This is a genomic window from Mycobacterium sp. DL (assembly GCF_039729195.1).
In the GTDB taxonomy this organism is placed as follows: Bacteria; Actinomycetota; Actinomycetes; order Mycobacteriales; family Mycobacteriaceae; genus Mycobacterium; species Mycobacterium hippocampi_A.
Map to the genome: position 1 here is coordinate 4,619,610 of NZ_CP155796.1, position 16,123 is coordinate 4,635,732.

At 67.0% G+C, this 16,123-nt stretch carries 15 protein-coding genes; 8 read left to right on the plus strand and 7 right to left on the minus strand.

Annotation, left to right across the window (positions count from 1 at the left end; translation table 11 throughout):
* Positions 1 to 2: 2 nt before the first annotated feature.
* A complete protein-coding gene (locus ABDC78_RS22020; protein WP_178358353.1) occupies positions 3 to 1,106 on the minus strand; it encodes an epoxide hydrolase family protein in 1,104 nt (367 codons plus the stop codon).
* A gap of 25 nt (positions 1,107 to 1,131) precedes the next feature.
* Here ABDC78_RS22020 and ABDC78_RS22025 point away from each other — a divergent pair, with 25 nt between their 5' ends.
* Positions 1,132 to 1,578 (plus strand): hypothetical protein, encoded by a 447-nt coding sequence (locus tag ABDC78_RS22025; protein ID WP_178358352.1) that lies wholly within the window; start codon positions 1,132 to 1,134, stop codon positions 1,576 to 1,578.
* Between the two features lie 6 nt (positions 1,579 to 1,584).
* On the opposite strand, the gene ABDC78_RS22030 is transcribed toward ABDC78_RS22025, so the two are convergent.
* The 3 genes from ABDC78_RS22030 to ABDC78_RS22040 form a co-directional block, all read right to left on the minus strand.
* Positions 1,585 to 1,854, minus strand: a complete 270-nt coding sequence (locus ABDC78_RS22030) for a hypothetical protein (RefSeq protein WP_178358351.1) — start codon at positions 1,852 to 1,854, stop codon at positions 1,585 to 1,587.
* Positions 1,855 to 1,900: 46 nt separating this feature from the next.
* On the minus strand, positions 1,901 to 4,666 hold the full coding sequence (locus tag ABDC78_RS22035) for a LuxR family transcriptional regulator (protein ID WP_178358350.1): 2,766 nt from the start codon (positions 4,664 to 4,666) through the stop codon (positions 1,901 to 1,903).
* Between the two features lie 428 nt (positions 4,667 to 5,094).
* On the minus strand, positions 5,095 to 5,787 hold the full coding sequence (locus tag ABDC78_RS22040; protein ID WP_178358349.1) for a hypothetical protein: 693 nt from the start codon (positions 5,785 to 5,787) through the stop codon (positions 5,095 to 5,097).
* 51 nt (positions 5,788 to 5,838) lie between these two features.
* On the opposite strand from ABDC78_RS22040, the gene ABDC78_RS22045 reads away from it, so the two are divergent.
* Positions 5,839 to 6,138 carry a hypothetical protein gene (locus ABDC78_RS22045; RefSeq protein WP_178358348.1) on the plus strand — a complete coding sequence of 100 codons (300 nt, stop codon included), beginning with the start codon at positions 5,839 to 5,841 and terminating at the stop codon, positions 6,136 to 6,138.
* Between the two features lie 85 nt (positions 6,139 to 6,223).
* Here the strand turns inward: ABDC78_RS22045 and ABDC78_RS22050 are convergent, their stop codons facing one another.
* Entirely contained in the window at positions 6,224 to 7,699 is a 1,476-nt protein-coding gene (locus ABDC78_RS22050) for a carboxyl transferase domain-containing protein (protein WP_178358347.1), read from the minus strand.
* Positions 7,700 to 7,725: 26 nt separating this feature from the next.
* On the opposite strand from ABDC78_RS22050, the gene ABDC78_RS22055 reads away from it, so the two are divergent.
* From ABDC78_RS22055 to ABDC78_RS22080, 6 genes are read left to right on the plus strand one after another with little or no spacing between them, the layout of a single operon-like run.
* The gene (locus ABDC78_RS22055; protein WP_178358346.1) at positions 7,726 to 8,460 is read left to right on the plus strand and encodes an enoyl-CoA hydratase; all 735 of its coding nucleotides are present in this window, start codon (positions 7,726 to 7,728) and stop codon (positions 8,458 to 8,460) included.
* Entirely contained in the window at positions 8,460 to 9,575 is a 1,116-nt protein-coding gene (locus tag ABDC78_RS22060) for an MBL fold metallo-hydrolase (RefSeq protein WP_178358345.1), read from the plus strand. The genes ABDC78_RS22055 and ABDC78_RS22060 overlap by 1 nt, the downstream gene beginning before the upstream one ends.
* 28 nt (positions 9,576 to 9,603) lie before the next feature.
* Positions 9,604 to 11,208 carry a serine hydrolase gene (locus ABDC78_RS22065; protein WP_178358344.1) on the plus strand — a complete coding sequence of 535 codons (1,605 nt, stop codon included), beginning with the start codon at positions 9,604 to 9,606 and terminating at the stop codon, positions 11,206 to 11,208.
* Positions 11,209 to 11,262: 54 nt separating this feature from the next.
* A complete protein-coding gene (locus ABDC78_RS22070; RefSeq protein ID WP_178358343.1) occupies positions 11,263 to 13,650 on the plus strand; it encodes a cation-translocating P-type ATPase in 2,388 nt (795 codons plus the stop codon).
* A gap of 10 nt (positions 13,651 to 13,660) precedes the next feature.
* Positions 13,661 to 13,942 (plus strand): antitoxin, encoded by a 282-nt coding sequence (locus tag ABDC78_RS22075; RefSeq protein WP_178358342.1) that lies wholly within the window; start codon positions 13,661 to 13,663, stop codon positions 13,940 to 13,942.
* A gap of 14 nt (positions 13,943 to 13,956) precedes the next feature.
* The gene (locus ABDC78_RS22080; RefSeq protein ID WP_178358341.1) at positions 13,957 to 14,394 is read left to right on the plus strand and encodes an SRPBCC family protein; all 438 of its coding nucleotides are present in this window, start codon (positions 13,957 to 13,959) and stop codon (positions 14,392 to 14,394) included.
* A 29-nt stretch (positions 14,395 to 14,423) separates the two neighbouring features.
* Here ABDC78_RS22080 and ABDC78_RS22085 read toward each other — a convergent pair whose 3' ends face one another.
* Both ABDC78_RS22085 and ABDC78_RS22090 read right to left on the minus strand, forming a co-directional pair.
* Positions 14,424 to 14,993: an isomerase gene (locus tag ABDC78_RS22085; protein ID WP_178358340.1), complete on the minus strand. Its 570-nt coding sequence runs from the start codon at positions 14,991 to 14,993 to the stop codon at positions 14,424 to 14,426.
* Positions 14,993 to 16,117, minus strand: a complete 1,125-nt coding sequence (locus ABDC78_RS22090) for a cytochrome P450 (protein ID WP_178358399.1) — start codon at positions 16,115 to 16,117, stop codon at positions 14,993 to 14,995. The genes ABDC78_RS22085 and ABDC78_RS22090 overlap by 1 nt, the downstream gene beginning before the upstream one ends.
* Positions 16,118 to 16,123: the final 6 nt, after the last annotated feature.

Genomic DNA, 16,123 nt, shown 5'->3' on the forward strand with positions numbered 1-16,123 from the left:
GGTCACCGGAAGTCGGCGAAAAACGTTGTTACGTCCTCGATGTAGAGTTCAGGCTGCTCGAAGGCGGCGAAGTGTCCACCGCGCGGCATGTCCGTCCAGCGGGTGATGTTGTAGGTGGATTCGCACCAGGGGCGTGGCGAGCGAAGGATCTCCTTGGGGAACGACGCGACGCCGGTGGGGACTGTGACCTTCTCGCCGCCCGAGAAACTGCCGAAGCTCTCCCAGTACAGCCGAGCCGATGACGCACCGCTGGCGGTGGCCCAGTACATCATCACGTTGTCGAGCAATTCGTCCTTGGTGAGCACGTTCTCGGGATGGCCGTCGCAGTCCATCCACGACCAGAACTTCTCCACGATCCAGGCGAGCTGCCCTACCGGAGAGTCGACCAGGCCGTAGCCCAGTGTCTGCGGGCGGGTCGCCTGCTGCTTCGAGTACCCGGAATCCCACTGCTGGTAATAGCCGAGTCGCTCGAGCGCGGCGGCCTCGTCGGGTGTCGGGTCGCGCAGATCCTTCGGTCGCCGGCCGATCGGCATGTTGGTGTGGATGGCCACACAATGCGCTGCGTTGCGGCCGATCTGGGTGGTCACCGCGGCACCCCAGTCACCGCCCTGCGCACCGTAGCGGGAATACCCCAGTCGGACCATCAGCTGGTCCCATGCCTCGGCGATGTGCTCGACACCCCAACCTGTGCTCGACGGTTTGCCGGAGAAACCGTAGCCGGGAAGCGACGGGCAGACCACATCGAAACCCGCCTCGGTGAGCGGTTCGATCACCTTGTGGAACTCGACGATCGAACCCGGCCACCCGTGCGTGATGATCAGGGGAAAGGCGGCCGGGTGCGCGGAGCGCTGATGGATGAAGTGAATGGGAAGGCCGTCGATGTCCGTGGTGAACTGGTCGAACCGGTTCAGCATGGCTTCCCTTGTGCGCCAGTCATACTCGTTGGCCCAGTACGCTGCCAACTCCTGGGTGTAGGTCAGCGGGATGCCCTGGGTCCAGTCCCCGACGCATTCGGCATCGGGCCAGCGGGTGCGCTGAAGTCGAGCAGTGAGGTCGACGAGGATCTCGTCGGAGACGGCGATTCGGAACGGCTGGATCGATGCCATGGTTCAGTCAGGATAATCGGGAGGTGTGGGCACTCCGATTCTGGTCCTGATCGCCGTCACGACCCTGGTGGCGTGTATCGCGTTGGGCGGTGCGCTCTACGAGGCGGTCGTCGTCGATCCGACCTGGCCCAAGCGGCCCGGCATCGTCCAATCCCACAACGGTGGCATCTCGCGAGTGCGGTTCTGGCGACCCGTGTACGTCCTGCTCGAGATACTGCTGGTGGCGACGCTGGTCTCCACCTGGGGTGACGCTGTCGTCCGCGGGCCGCTGTGGGTGGCCCTGGCCGGCCACACGGTGATGTGGATCTGGTCGGTGATCGACCTCGGCCCGAAAGCCTCGGCGTTCGAGAAGGTGGATCCCGGCGAAGTCGACGAAGCAGCGGCGATCCGGTGGACACGACGTAGCCTGTTGCGGCTTCCGCTGAACCTGGTGACGTGCGCGGCGATGCTGGCGGCGCTCGCCGCGGCCTGACGAGCGTCAGCGCGCGGCGAGCAGTGTGGGTTGCACGTCGGCGGTCAGGCGCTGGGGAGGTACCCCCGCGCGGACGCAGACCTGTCGAAGGTTCTCGGACGAGGATGCGGCGAACAATCCGAAGATCACCTCGTCGCTGGGTACCGCGATGACGATGATGAGTCGCACGTCAGGTTCGGGACCGGCCGCTTCGAGTGCGGCGGTGATGTGATCGACCCACACTTGGTCGGCGTCGGCACGGAACCATTCGACGAGGTGGTGGGGCATTCCGGCCATGCCCCAACGGTATCGGCGGGCGGCGGCCGTTGAAACAGGGGTTTCCCTAGTGTTGCGGGGGTTTGATCCGGCGGGCGAGTGCAGCGCGATTGGTGACACCGAGTTTGCGGTAGATGCGAGTGATGTGTTGCTCCACGGTTTTATGGCTGATGAACAGCATGGCGGCGATGTCACGGTTGGTCTTGCCGCCGCCGGCCAGTTCGGCGACCCGGCGTTCCGATTGCGTCAACTCGAGGTCGTTGTTGCGGCTCACTTTGGTACGGACCAACTCGTGTCGCGCCCGCGCAGCCCACAGCGGCGTGCCGAGGCTGTCGAACGCCTCTGCCGAGTCAGTCAATATCGTTACTGCGGAATGGATTCGGCGTTGCCGGCGTTCGAGCTGACCGTGTAGCAGTTGGGTGCGCGCGGTCTCGAACGGCATCGGCAGCCGCTGGTGATGCTCCATCGCCTCGACGACTACGGCGGTGGCCTGTTTGAGATCGCCGACGGCGGCCAGATGCATTGCACGACAACGTGCTCCGACTGCCAGAAGCCACGGCCGGTCCAGGCGCCGTCCATTCTTCTCCAGCGCGTCGATCAGCGGTACGGCTTCGTCGTGGCGGCCCACCGCGATCAGCGACTCGATCGCGTCCGGGACGAAGCTCGAGGCGAAGATCTCACAGGCGCCGTCGGCGGGGTCGAGTCGGGCCAGCAGGGGCTGCATCGTGGCGAGTGCCTCGTCGTACCTGCCCAGCGACGTGTCCAGAAAAGCCAGGGCCATCGCCGGCCACAACATCATGTACAGCGCGTTGCTCTGCAGCGCCGAGGTGATTGCTGCCATCGCCCCGTCGCGGGCCTCGTCCTCGCGGCCCTCGTAGGCGGCGATGAGTGCTCGCTGATAGGTCGCGATGATCGTCGCGTGATCGGAGCCCTGCTGCTGGCCTCGCTGCATCAACTCGGCCGCCGTCGCCGCGGCGCTCGGGTAGTCGCCCAACCACAGTTCGTCGAAGAAGCGGTGCCCCACAACCCACACCAGATCTGTTTCCGCGCCGCGTTCGAGGCAACGCCGGTGTACCTCGCCGAGTTCGAGGCGCGCCTGCTCGAGTCGGCCGGTCCACAGCTGCATCAGGGCGTGGACGGCGCTCGCGCGAAATGCGATCGGCACATCGTTGTCCGGTGACTCGAGCTCCAGGGCGCCATGCAGTCGGACAGCATCGAATCCTTGGCCGTCGGCGCATCGCAAAGTGGTTTCCATGGCGACCGCCTGGCTGATCAGCGATGGGTCCTCGGCTGCCTCGGCGAGCCTGACCGCCTCTTCGGCGTGGCGAATCGGGATGTCCCTGCCGCCCGACATGCCCAGGGCCATCGCCAGGCCCAGATGGATCTGTGCGGCAAGACGTTCGTCACCGCTCGCGCCGGAGAGTGCGTCCGTCAGTACGTCGGCAGCCCGCCCGAAGTTGTTGCGAAACGTGAGTATTCCCGCATGGAGATGAAGCGCAGCGGCTCTGGTGGGTCCGGGTGAGTGATCGGCGAGGGTCGGTTCGAGCAGCGCCAGAGCGCGATCGGCGTCGCCGCCTTGGAGACAGTGTTTCGCGGCGCGGATTCGTCGACCTGAGGTATCCGCGCCCAGACCGATGGCCAGTTCGAGGAGTTCGGCCGCGGCCGAGGGGGCGCCACGGGCGCGGGCGGCGGTGGCGGCGTCGTCGAGCGCACTGACCACTTCGGGGTCGGCGTCGGTCGAGCTGAGGGCCAGGTGGCGGGCTTTGAGCTCGAGATTGCCTTCGACGTGGGCCAGCGCGCGGTGCATACGCCTGCGGGCCGCCGCACCGGCGGAGGTATAGGTCGCCCGGGCCAGCAGCGGATGGGTGAACCGCACCCGATTGCCCTCGATCGTGATGACGCCGTTGCGTTCCGGTGCCTCGAGCAGGTCGACAACACGCCGGGTGGTTGCGGCGGTGGCTTCAGCGATCAGATCGACCGTCGGATCGACCATGCACGCGGCGGCCAGCAGTGCCCGCTGGGTGTGCTCGTCGAAGCGCTTCGTGCGGTGGGCGATGAGATCGGCCAGCGTGGCCGGGAGGACAAGAGGTGAGTGAGGCCGCCGGTTGTCGAGTGCGCGCGCCAATTCCACGGCGTAGAGAGGATTGCCGCCGGCGGCTTCGGCGATGTGTACCAATGTCGGACGGGGCAGCGATCGACCCAACTGGCTCATCAGCACATCGTGCAGACCGGCCAAGCTCATCGGAGTCATCTGGATTCTCGACAACGCCTCCGGATGGCTGAGCTGCAACCAGTGGGTGCCCCCGGCGGTACGGCCGTCGGTGCGCTCGGTGCACAGCAATCCGACGCGGCCGTTGAGACGTCGTGCGGCAAAGGCGATCACCGCTCGGCTCGAACTGTCGAGCCACTGTGCGTCGTCGATCGCCAGTAGCACGGAACCGGTCCTGGACAACCTGTCGATCACCGCGACCACCGCTGCGGCAGCCACCCTCTGGTCGGTAAAAGGACCACCGTCTGTGTTGTCCTGGAACAGGATTCGTTTGACAGCGAGGTGCTGGACGTCGGGCAGGGCATCGAAGACCTCGGGCTCGATGTCGGCCAGTAGATCAGCGACCGCGGCGTAGGCCAACGCCGACTCGGCCGGGCTGCCTCGCGCTGTGAGGACCCGAAACCCACGCTCGCGTGCATGGTCGAGTCCGGCCAGCCACAGTGCGGTCTTGCCGATACCCGCTGGACCGGTGATCACCAACCCCGCTGCCTGGGTCGTCGCGGCGTCGAGCAGCTTCTCGATGGCCGCCCACTCCGCAGCACGAGACACCAAACTGACCCCCATGTGGCACATCATGACAGTCAGCGACGGCCGCCGATGTCTCAGACGGGCAAAGCCGGGCGGGGTTGCTTGAAACGGCAATCATGTCGCGATTCATGGCACGGCGATCGGTGGTTGCTACCCCCGTGGACCCGTGGCTCATGGCGCTGCTTCCCCGGCGCCGAAACTGGTTCATCCTGGCTGAACCAGTAGGGAGACCCCTATCTCTTCGTGCCCCCCGCGCGGCTAGCCCGAACTGGCAAATAGCTGCGTCTGGGGGCGGGGATCACGGGGCCTGCAAATTATGTCGGCCGGGTGGGTGCGTTGGGTGTCGCCAAATCCAGGTCAGCCCGGTGTCGACGAACACGACACCGGCAGCCGGATGGCCGGCACGGTCGTCTTCGCGATGACTCATCGCTGTAGTTCAATCGGTTCAGCGGTTACTGCGGCTTTCACGCCTCGATCTCGCCGATCACCTTGCTCTGGATGGCCGCCTGCGTCGCCGCAGGCAACACGATCAGCCCGTCGAGTTCCTTCTGCGCCCGACCGTAGGCGTTGCGTCGCTCCTGCGGTGTCGCGGCGTCGTCGGACGCTAGTCGCAACAGGTTCTGTGCGCGGGCCAACCGATCCTGGTCGTCAGAGGAGAAGTCGCTGCGCCGCCGTCTGGTCGCCTCGGATTCGGCGGCGTCGAAGGCAGCGACGTAATCGGCTACGGCGTCCCGGTATTCGAGCTGGGCATCGCGGTCGGTGATGATGTCGTCCACGGAAGTCGGTCGCAGCAGATCGGCTCGGCTCTTGGCTTTGTGGAAGCCGAGGGTCAGCGGGTCGCGCATGTCGGTCATCAACGGAAAGTCCAGCAGCTTGGCCACGTCGATCTCGTAGGACAGCCAGCGTTCATCGGTCGCGTCGTGGCGCGCCAGCAGCTTGGTCATCTCACGTCGGTTGCCTTCGGTGTTGGCCTGACCCGCTGCCGCAGCGGAAGCCAGCGCGACCTTCGTCTGCTGCTTGATCCGGTAGCGCTCGAGGCGCCGCTGTGCCCGTCGCTCGTTGGCCGCCGAGACCCCTTTGACCGCGCCGCCGATGACACCGCTGAGCGGGAAGATCAGCCACCAGAAGTTCCCGGCGAAATCGAGAATGGGTTCCACATCCCCAGAATGCCACCGGAGCGCGCGCGGGTCGGCACTGATAATGGGGCGATGGGCGAGCAACGAGCGGCAGCGACGGAAGACGGACGGAACAGCCAACGGCGCCTTGTCGACTTCGCCGGCGCTGTGTTTCTCCTGTTGCTTCAGGCCGCAGTCTTCCGGGCGACGTTGTTTCTGCTGGCGGGCCGATCGATCGACGTGGTGTTCTACGGTGGGATCGCTCTGCTGATCGTCAGCCTGGGGCTGGTCATCTGGCGGCTGGCCCGCACCCGGTCAGCTGCGGTCGTCGCGCTCACCGGGTTGGTGCTGCAGCTCGGCCTGAGCGGTCTCGGGTTTCTGTCCACGTCCTGAACGTTCCGTTGAGACTGCGGTGAGGGCTCCCGCCACTCGCACTTTTCCGCCCGGAGCGCAGTGTCAACGTCGGCCAGGAGGTCCGTCAACCCATCAGGCCGATGCGCCGATAGCGTTCGAACCGGGCGGCGCGGCGCTGCTCGTCGGGCACCGACCGCAGCCGGTGCAACTCGTCGGCGATGGTGGCCGACAGTCGTCGGGTGAACTCCCCGGGTTCGTCGGCAGCATCGGGGTGTTCGGGCACGATCGCGTCGACGATTCCGTTGCGCAGCAGATCCGCCGACCGAATGCCCTGTGCCGCAGCGAGTTCCGGAGCATGGTCGAGGTCGCGGTAGACGATCGCGCTGGCTCCCTCGGGTGGCAGCGGCGCCAGCCAGCCGTGCAGCGCGGCCAGCACCCGGTCGGCCGGCACCATCGCCAACGCCGGCCCGCCGCTGCCCTGCCCGAGCAGCACCGACACCGTGGGCGTGTCGAGGGTGACCAGTTCGGCCAGGCAGCGGGCGATCTCGCCGGCGAGCCCGCCCTGCTCGGCTTCGGTGGACAGCGCCGGCCCCGCGGTGTCGATGACGAGGACCAGCGGCAACCTCAGGCCGGCCGCCAGCGCCATCCCGCGGCGGGCCTCCCGCAGCGCGGCCGGTCCCACCAGGCCACCCACGACCCGCTGCTGGCCCAGCACCACGGCAGGTTGCCCGCCGAATCTGGCCAACGCCAGCAGGGTGGTCGCGGCCTCGCCCCCGCCGGTTCCGGACAGCAGTACCCGCTCCGTGGTGCCGTGTCGCAACAGGTAGCCGACACCGGGCCGGTCCGGACGGCGCGACGTCTCCACCGACTGCCACGCGGGGATGTCGGGAAGGGATTCGGGGTCCGGTCCGGGGGGTGGCACTCCGGGAGGGTCGGCGACGACCTTCAGCGTGCGGTCGAGGGTCGAGCGCAGCACCTCGAGGGGCACCACAGCGTCGATGACGCCGTGGCGTTGCAGGTTCTCCGCGGTCTGGACGCCGGCGGGGAACGGCTCGCCGTACAGGTGCTCGTAGACCCGCGGACCGAGGAATCCGATGAGCGCGCCGGGCTCGGCGGCGGTCACGTGGCCCAGTGAGCCCCAGGACGCGAACACCCCGCCGGTGGTCGGGTGACGCAGATAGACCAGGTAGGGCAGGTGGGCCTGCTTGTGCAGCTCGACTGCGGCGGCGATCTTGACCATCTGCAGGAACGCCACGGTGCCTTCCTGCATCCGTGTGCCGCCCGAACTCGGCGAGGCCAGCAACGGCAGCTTCTCGGCGGTGGCGCGCCGCACCGCCGCGGTGATGCGTTCGGCGGCCGCCACCCCGATCGAGCCGGCCAGGAAGTCGAACTCACAGGCCACCAGCGCCACCCGACGACCGAACACGCGGCCCTCGCCGGTCACCACAGCCTCGTCGAGGCCGGTCTTGGCGGCCGCGGCGGCCAACTCCCGGCGGTAGGCCTCACCAGCGCCGACGTCCAGTGGCGGCTCGTCCCAGCTGATGAAAGACCCGTCGTCGAGCAGGGCGTCGCGCAGCGTCAGGGCACCGATCCGGCTCACAGGCAAAGGTTAACTAGGGTGGACCCATGATTGGAGTCACTCGAGACGGCCATGTGATGACGTTGGAGATGCAACGGGCGGAGCGTCGCAACGCCCTGAACGTCGAACTCGTCGACGCCCTGCGCGAGGCGGTCGAGAAAGCGGCAACCGAAGACATCCGCGCGATCGTTCTGACCGGCCAGGGGCACGTGTTCAGTTCCGGCGCGGACCTGACCGACGCGGCGGGGGTGGCCGAGGCGCTGCCCGACAAGGCCAAGGCTCTCAATATCGCGATCGACCAGGCGCCTGTCCCGGTGATCGGCGCGATCAACGGCCCCGCGATCGGCGCCGGGGTGATCCTGTCGATGATCTGTGATCTGCGTGTCGTCGCACCCGATGCGTATTTCCAGTTCCCCGTCGCGAAATACGGCCTCGCGCTGGACAACTGGAGCATCAGGCGGCTGACCTCGCTGGTCGGGGCGGGCCGGGCGCGGGGCATGCTGATGGCGGCGGAGCGGCTCACCGCCGAGACCGCGCTGCAGACGGGAATGGCCAACCGGATCGGCACCCTCGCCGATGCGCAGGCGTGGGCCGCGGAGCTCGCAGGGTTCGCGCCGCTGGCGCTGCAACACGCGAAGCGTGTTCTCAACGACGACGGCGCCTACGAGGATCCGTGGCCCGAGCACCAGCAGCTATTCGACCGCGCATGGTCCAGCCAGGACGTGATCGAGGCGCAGGTCGCGCGCATCGAGAAGCGGTCACCCCGGTTCCAGGGCGCCTGATGCTGCGATCGGCGCTGCGCTTCGGGTTCGGTACGGCCTCGCTGCTTGCCGGCGGGTGGGTACTGCGCGCGCTGCAGGGCACCCCGGCCTCCCTGGGGGCCACCCCGGTGGAGATCGCGGCGGTGGCCACCCGCTCGCCGCACTACCGTGACGGGGTCTTCTTCAACCTCGAAGCCACCTCGTCCGGCCTCACGATGGACCGCGAACTGCAGCGCAAGCTGCTTCGCGACCTCGCCAACGCCGGCTCGCACGGCCAGCCGCCCGGTCCCATCCCGTTGGCCGACGAGCCGCCCGCGGACCTCGCCGCGTCGCAGGCCGCTGCAAGTTGGTACGGGCACTCCAGCGCGTTGATCGAGATCGACGGGTACCGGGTGCTGGTCGACCCGGTGTGGAGCCAGCGCTGTTCGCCGTCGCGGGCGGTCGGTCCCCAGCGGATGCACGAGGTACCGATCCTGTTGGAGGCGCTGCCCGCCGTCGACGCGGTGGTGATCAGCCATGACCACTACGACCACCTCGACATCGACACCATCGTCGCTCTGGCCCGCACCCAGCGCGCTCCGTTCGTCGTGCCGCTGGGCATCGGCGCGCATCTGCGCAAATGGGGCATTCCCGAGCGCCGAATAGTCGAGCTGGACTGGAACGAGAGCCACCGGATCGGCGACCTGACGCTGGTCTGCACCCCCGCACGGCACTTCTCCGGCCGGTTGTTCAGCCGCGACACCACTCTGTGGGCGTCCTGGGTGATCTCCGGGCCGACGCACCGCGCATTCTTCGGCGGGGACACCGGTTACACGAAGAGCTTCGCCGAGATCGGCGCCGAGTACGGCCCGTTCGACCTGACTCTGCTGCCCATCGGTGCGTACCACCCGGCCTTCGCCGACATCCACATGAACCCCGAGGAAGCGGTGCGCGCCCACCTCGATCTGGCCGACGTCGGCAGCAGCCTGATGGTGCCGATCCACTGGGCCACCTTCCGGCTTGCCCCGCACCCGTGGGCGGAACCGGTGGAGCGCCTGGTCACGGCCGCCGAAGCAGAACGCATCCGGATCGCGGTGCCCGTTCCGGGTGAGCGTGTCGACCCGGAGTCGACTTTGCAGCCGTGGTGGCGTATGTAGCACCGCCGGACGCGTTACGGTGCTGATCATGAACCCACCCGCCCGAGGTGCCGCGCTCGCTGTGTTGATCGCGCTGCTGGCCGGGTGCGGCGCCGACAGTGCCGAGCGCGCCGACCCCGCACCGTCTACGGCACCTCCGTCGAGTCAGTCGGCCGAGGTGCCGCCGCCGCTGGTCCCCGCGATGCCGTTGCCCGAGAACGCGGTGAACAATGCCGTGTCCAAGCTCGATGGCATGGTCGAGGACCTGATGGCGAAGTCGGGTCTGCCCGGTATGGCGGTGGCCGTCGTCCACGGCGGAGAAACGGTCTACGCCAAGGGCTTCGGCGTCAAGGATGTGCGCAACGGTGACGCGCCGGACAACCGGGTGAACCCCGATACCGTGTTCCAGTTGGCGTCGCTGTCGAAGTCGCTGAGCGCCACCGTCGTCGCCCACCAGGTCGGCGAAGGCACCATCGACTGGGACACTCCGATCGTCGACAAGCTGCCCTGGTTCGCGCTGTCGGACCCTGCGGTCACGGAGATGGTGAGCGTCGGTGACATGTTCTCGCACCGTTCCGGGCTGCCCGACCACGCCGGTGACCTGCTCGAGGATCTCGGCTATGACCGTCGCCAGGTGCTGGACAAGCTGCGTGACTATCCGCTCGATCCGTTCCGGATCTCCTACGCCTACACCAACTTCGGCTTCACCGCCGGTGCGGAAGCGGTGGCGTTCGCGGCGGGCAGGTCCTGGGAGGACCTCAGCCGGGACGTCCTCTACGGACCGCTCGGGATGACGTCGACCAGTTCACGTTTCGACGAGTACGAGGCTCGCGCCGATCGCGCCGTCGGCCACATCCACATCGACGGCGAGTACGCGCCCGACTACGTCCGCGACCCGCAGAACGAAGGACCTGCCGGTGGCGTCAGCAGCTCGGTCAACGACATGTCGAAGTGGCTGACGATGGTGCTCGCGAACGGCACCTACGACGGCAGGCAGATCGTCGACTCCCAAGCGCTGCTGCCTGCTCTCACTCCGCAGAGTGTGTCGGACCGGGCCTCGGAGCCGGCCATGAGGTCGGGCTTCTACGGCTACGGGTTCAACGTGGGGACGACGTCGGCGGGCCGCCAGCAGATCAGTCACTCGGGCGCCTTCGAGTTGGGTGCGGGAACGAACTTCCTCATGCTTCCGTCGGCCGATGTGGCGATTGTCGCCCTGACCAATGCCACCCCGTCGGGAGTCCCGGAGACGCTGACCGCACAGTTCGCCGACCTCGTCCAGTTCGGCGAGGCGCGCGAAGACTGGTGGACGCCGTACAGTCGGGCGTTCGAGCAGATGGAACAGCCCGTCGGCTCACTGGTGGGTCAGAAGCCGCCGGCAGATCCCGCCCCTGCCGCCCCGCTGGCGAGCTACGTCGGGGTGTACACCAACGACTTCTGGGGTCCCGCGCGGGTGAACATGCGCGACGGTGGGCTGAAACTCGCGCTGGGGTCCACGCTCACCGTGCCGCTCACGCATTGGGACGGCGACGTCTTCACCTTCTCGTTCGTCACCGAGAATGCGCCTCCGGGAACGATTTCCAAGGCCACCTTCGACGGTGATCGGCTCACGCTGGAGTATTACGACGGGGAAGGCAACGGAGTGTTTGTGCGATGAGCGCTCGCGCGAAGAGAAGAAGGCGGCGATGAGCGCTCGCGCGAAGAGACGACGATGACGACGGCAATCACGACGGGCCTGTCCGACGCCGAGGTCGCGCAACGGGTTTCCGAAGGAAAGACCAACGACGTCCCGACCCGTGCGGCGCGCAGCGTCTCGGAGATCGTCCGCGGCAACGTCTTCACGCGGATCAACGCGATCCTCGGCGTGCTGCTGGTCATCGTGTTGTCGACGGGTTCGGTGATCAACGGGGCATTCGGTCTGCTGATCATCGCCAATAGCGCGATCGGCATCATCCAGGAGCTGCGGGCCAAGCAGACTTTGGACAAGCTGGCGATCGTCGGTCAAGCGAAACCCATGGTGCGCAGGGAATCCGGCACCGCTGCGCTGGCTCCCAGTGAGGTTGTCCTCGACGACGTGATCGAGCTTGGTCCCGGTGATCAGATCGTCGTCGACGGCGTGATCCTCGAGGAGTCCAACCTCGAGATCGACGAATCGCTGCTGACAGGGGAAGCCGATCCGATCGCCAAGGACGCCGACGATCACGTCATGTCGGGCAGTTTTGTGGTCGCAGGCAGCGGGGCCTACCGGGCCACCAAGGTCGGGCGGGAGGCCTACGCCGCCAAGCTCGCCGAGGAGGCCTCCAAGTTCACCTTGGTGAAATCCGAACTGCGAAGCGGCATCAACAAGATCCTGCAGTTCATCACTTACCTCCTGGTGCCGGCCGGTGCGCTGATCATCTACACCCAGCTGTTCACCACCGGTGCGGGATGGCAGGAATCGGTGCTGCGCATGGTCGGCGCGCTGGTGCCGATGGTGCCCGAGGGTCTGGTGCTGATGACGTCGATCGCGTTCGCGGTGGGCGTCATCCGGTTGGGGCGCAGGCAGTGTCTGGTCAATGAACTCCCGGCGATCGAGGGACTCGCCCGCGTCGACGTGGTGTGTGCCGACAAGACCGGGACGCTGACCGAGAACGGTATGCGGGTCAGCGATCTCAAAGAACTCGACGAGTGTTCGGTGGCCGAGGTGCTGGCGCAACTGGCCGCCGACGACGCCCGCCCCAACGCCAGCATGGCCGCCATCGCGGAGGCCTACGCGTCACCGCCGGGCTGGACCGCGACCGCCACGGCGCCGTTCAAATCGGCAACCAAGTGGAGCGGCTCCTCCTACGCGGAGCACGGCAACTGGGTGATCGGTGCACCCGACGTGCTGCTGGATCCGGCATCTCCGGCGGCCGATGCAGCCGAACAGATCGGCGCGCGAGGTCTGCGGGTGCTGCTGCTGGGTTCCAGCGACCTGCCCGTCGACCACGGCGACGCACCCGGAACGGTCACCCCCGCGGCGCTGGTGGTGCTCGAGCAGCGGATTCGCCCCGATGCCCGTGACACGCTGGAATACTTTGCCTCACAGAAGGTCACGGTCAAGGTCATCTCCGGAGACAACGCCGTTTCGGTGGGTGCGGTGGCCGGTTCACTCGGGCTCGAGGGCGAGACCATGGATGCGCGTCAGCTGCCGGCGGCACCGGAGGCACTCGCCGACACCTTGGAGGAGTACACGACGTTCGGCCGCGTACGGCCCGACCAGAAACGGGCGATGGTGCACGCGCTGCAATCGCGCGGACACACGGTGGCGATGACCGGCGACGGTGTCAACGACGTCCTCGCGCTGAAGGACGCCGACATCGGCGTCGCGATGGGGTCGGGCAGCTCGGCGTCGCGCGCGGTCGCGCAGATCGTGCTCCTGGACAACAAGTTCGCCACCCTGCCCTACGTCGTGGGCGAGGGGCGACGGGTCATCGGCAACATCGAACGCGTCTCCAATCTGTTCCTCACCAAGACGGTCTACTCGGTGTTGCTGGCGATGCTCGTCGGATTGGCGGGGCTGTCGGCGGAGATATTCGGGACCGACCCCCTGCCCTTTCCGTTCCAGCCGATCCACGTCACGATCGCGGCCTGGTTCACCATCGGCATCCCGGCGTTCGTCTTGTCCCTCGCCCCCAACACGGAGCGCGCCCAACCCGGCTTCGTGCGGCGGGTGATGACCTCGGCGCTGCCGTCGGGACTGGTCGTAGGTACCGCGACGTTCGTGTCGTACCTGCTCGCCTACGAGGGCCGGGCGGCGACGGAGACCGAGCAGACCCAGGCGTCCACTGCCGCCCTGATCACGCTGCTGGTGTCCGCGTTGTGGGTGTTGTCGGTGGTGGCCCGTCCCTACGAATGGTGGCGGGTGGCGTTGGTCGCGGTGTCGGCCCTGGCCTACGTCGTGATCTTCAGCATCCCGCCGGCCCGTGACCTGTTCATCCTGGACATTTCCGATGTGGGCGTCACGTCGATCGCGCTGGGTATCGGCCTGCTCGGGGCGCTCGCCGTCGAGGTGATCTGGTGGGTGCAGGGCGCGATTCTGGGTGAACGCCGCAGGTTGTGGCGTCCGCGCGAGCGGTAGGGTTGCTCCCATGGGATTACTGGACAAAGCCAAGGACCTCCTGGGCAAGAACGCCGACAAGGTCGACACCGCCATCACCAAGGCCGGTGACCTGGTCGACAAGAAGACCCAGGGCAAGTACGCCTCGACGATCGACAAGGTTCAGGACGCCGCCAAGAAGGCCGTCCAGGACAACACCAATCCGGGCGGGCAGGTGCCACCGGGGCAGCAATCGGGCCAGGTCCCGCCCCCGCAGCCGCCGCCGGGAACCCCGCCGCAGCAGCAACCCCCGACGGCTCCGCCGACGTCATAGGCTGAGCTCACGGCATGGCCAAGTTGTCGGTCTCCATCGATGTGCCATTGGCGCCGGACAAGGCGTGGGAGAGCGCCTCGGACCTGTCCCGGTACAAGGAGTGGCTCTCCATTCACCGGGTATGGCGCTCCTCGCTGCCGGAAACCATCGAGAAGGGCACGGTCTTGGACTCGATCGTCGAGGTCAAGGGCATGCCCAACCGGATGCGCTGGACCGTCGTGCACTACCGCCCGCCGGAGGCGATGACGCTCAACGGCGACGGCAAGGGTGGGGTGAAGGTCAAGCTCATCGGCAAGGTCAAACCCTCGGATCTGGGATCGACCCTGACGTTCGACGTCCATCTGGGCGGACCGGCGTTGTTCGGTCCGATCGGAATGGTGGTCGCCGGCGCCTTGAAGGGCGACATCCGGGAATCTCTGGAACGGTTCAAGGCGGTCTTCGCGCCCTCGTGATGAGAGGTGGGCGCCTTGGCCACCTTCGGTCAGCGGCCGAACCGCCGACCGATCAGCTTCGCGAACTCGACCGTCGAGCGGCGCACGGATTCGAATTCCAGTGACACCAGCAACGTGTCGATCATCGCGAACGGCAGTGTGGTGGCAACGGCCCCGCGGCCGTACTCGATGTGCCACGAGCCTGGGTGAATCGTCAGCCCGCGGGCGTGACCTCTCTCCAGGCAGGTGTGCTCACCGGGAGACAACGGCGGTAGCGCCGAGGTTTCATCTGAATCGAGGTCATAGGAATCGATCTGGCCGGCGATCAGGAACTTGTGGATGTCGACGTGCTTGTAGCGCCCCGAAAAGCCCTGCGTACCAGTAGGGGATCCGAATATCACGATGTACTCGCGCGGGCTGAAGTAGAGGAATCGGACCTTGCCGAGGATTCCGCCCGCCTTGCTGCCGACCCAGCGTCCCGGCCGGGGGTCGATCAGGTCGGGGTACTCGTCGGCGAGTAACTCGATGGCGTACGTGATGAGCTCAGCACCCTCGAGAGGGCTGCCGACAGCCTGCGAGGTGACCTTCTGCAGGACGTCGGGGTCGATCCTGTAGGCCATCAACGTCCCTTCGGGAAAATGCGTATCGGTAACTCCGGCAGTGTGCAGGTGGCTGACGGCCAGGTGATCTGAGGGTCGAATCCGGCAGCCAGCTCGAAGTCAGGTATCCGCGAGAGCCATTCGCTGACAACGAGTTTGAGCTCCATCCGGGCCAGGTGCGCGCCCAGGCACCGGTGTGGACCCCCACCGAAACCCCAGTGCTTGTGCAGCTTGCCGTCCAGTACGAAGTCGTCCCCGGACTGTGGATCGGCGCCGTCGCGGTTGATCGCGCCGAGACAGAGTCGCACCTCCGCGCCTGCGGGCAGTGTGACACCTGCGACGGTGACGGGCTGAGTGGTCACCCGCCCGACGACGGGTGCGGCCGGTTCCAGCCTGATCATCTCCTCGACGAACGCGGCGACGTCGTCGGGGTGGTGCCGCAGCGAATCCCGTAACTCGGGTCGCCGTGCGAGTTCCAGCATGGTGGCACCGATGGTCGAGGTGACGGTATCGAGTCCGGCGAGCACGAACACCAGCGACAGACCCACGGCCTCGTTGTCGGAGAGCGTCTCGTCGCCGTGGAGCAACTCGGAGAGGATCCCGGCACGGGGTTGGTTCCGCTGTGTCTGAACAGCTTCGGTCAGGTAGGTGTACAACTCCACCGCCGGCGTCAGGTCCACGCTCGCCGGGTCGGTGGTAAGGCTGAACGCGATGATGGCGTCCTTCCACGCGATGAGCCGCTCCCTGTCCTCCAGCGGCAACCCGAAGAGGGTGAGAAAGACCTGGGACGGGTACGGGGTCGCGAGATCGGCCATCACCTCGCACTCGTCTCGGCGGGCGATCGCTTCGATGATGTTGATGGCCTGGGCCTGCAGCGAGGGAAGCAGTGAGTTGAGTGTCTGTGGGCTGAAGTGGGAGTGCAGGATTCGGCGGTAACGGGTGTGCTCGGGAGGATCGAACCCCAGCGGCACCAGCGGGACCGGGCTGATCATGTCGTCGTAGGAGATCCGCGAGGAGAACACCGCCGGGTCCCGCAGTGCCGCAAGGACATCCTCACGGCGAGTGAGGTAGTACCAGCCGTCGCCGTAGACCACCGGTCCGAGGCGGCGCAGCATCGACCATCCGTCACCGCGATCGCGCGACATCGGAAG

Bases quoted from the DNA above. Each gene is read 5' to 3' on its own strand.
- ABDC78_RS22020 (WP_178358353.1), bottom strand. From the start codon at position 1,106: ATGGCATCGATCCAGCCGTTCCGAATCGCCGTCTCCGACGAGATCCTC.
- ABDC78_RS22030 (WP_178358351.1), bottom strand. From the start codon at position 1,854: ATGGCCGGAATGCCCCACCACCTCGTCGAATGGTTCCGTGCCGACGCC.
- ABDC78_RS22035 (WP_178358350.1), bottom strand. From the start codon at position 4,666: ATGGGGGTCAGTTTGGTGTCTCGTGCTGCGGAGTGGGCGGCCATCGAG.
- ABDC78_RS22045 (WP_178358348.1), top strand. From the start codon at position 5,839: ATGGGCGAGCAACGAGCGGCAGCGACGGAAGACGGACGGAACAGCCAA.
- ABDC78_RS22055 (WP_178358346.1), top strand. From the start codon at position 7,726: ATGATTGGAGTCACTCGAGACGGCCATGTGATGACGTTGGAGATGCAA.
- ABDC78_RS22060 (WP_178358345.1), top strand. From the start codon at position 8,460: ATGCTGCGATCGGCGCTGCGCTTCGGGTTCGGTACGGCCTCGCTGCTT.
- ABDC78_RS22065 (WP_178358344.1), top strand. From the start codon at position 9,604: ATGAACCCACCCGCCCGAGGTGCCGCGCTCGCTGTGTTGATCGCGCTG.
- ABDC78_RS22070 (WP_178358343.1), top strand. From the start codon at position 11,263: ATGACGACGGCAATCACGACGGGCCTGTCCGACGCCGAGGTCGCGCAA.
- ABDC78_RS22075 (WP_178358342.1), top strand. From the start codon at position 13,661: ATGGGATTACTGGACAAAGCCAAGGACCTCCTGGGCAAGAACGCCGAC.
- ABDC78_RS22080 (WP_178358341.1), top strand. From the start codon at position 13,957: ATGGCCAAGTTGTCGGTCTCCATCGATGTGCCATTGGCGCCGGACAAG.
- ABDC78_RS22085 (WP_178358340.1), bottom strand. From the start codon at position 14,993: ATGGCCTACAGGATCGACCCCGACGTCCTGCAGAAGGTCACCTCGCAG.
- ABDC78_RS22090 (WP_178358399.1), bottom strand. From the start codon at position 16,117: ATGTCGCGCGATCGCGGTGACGGATGGTCGATGCTGCGCCGCCTCGGA.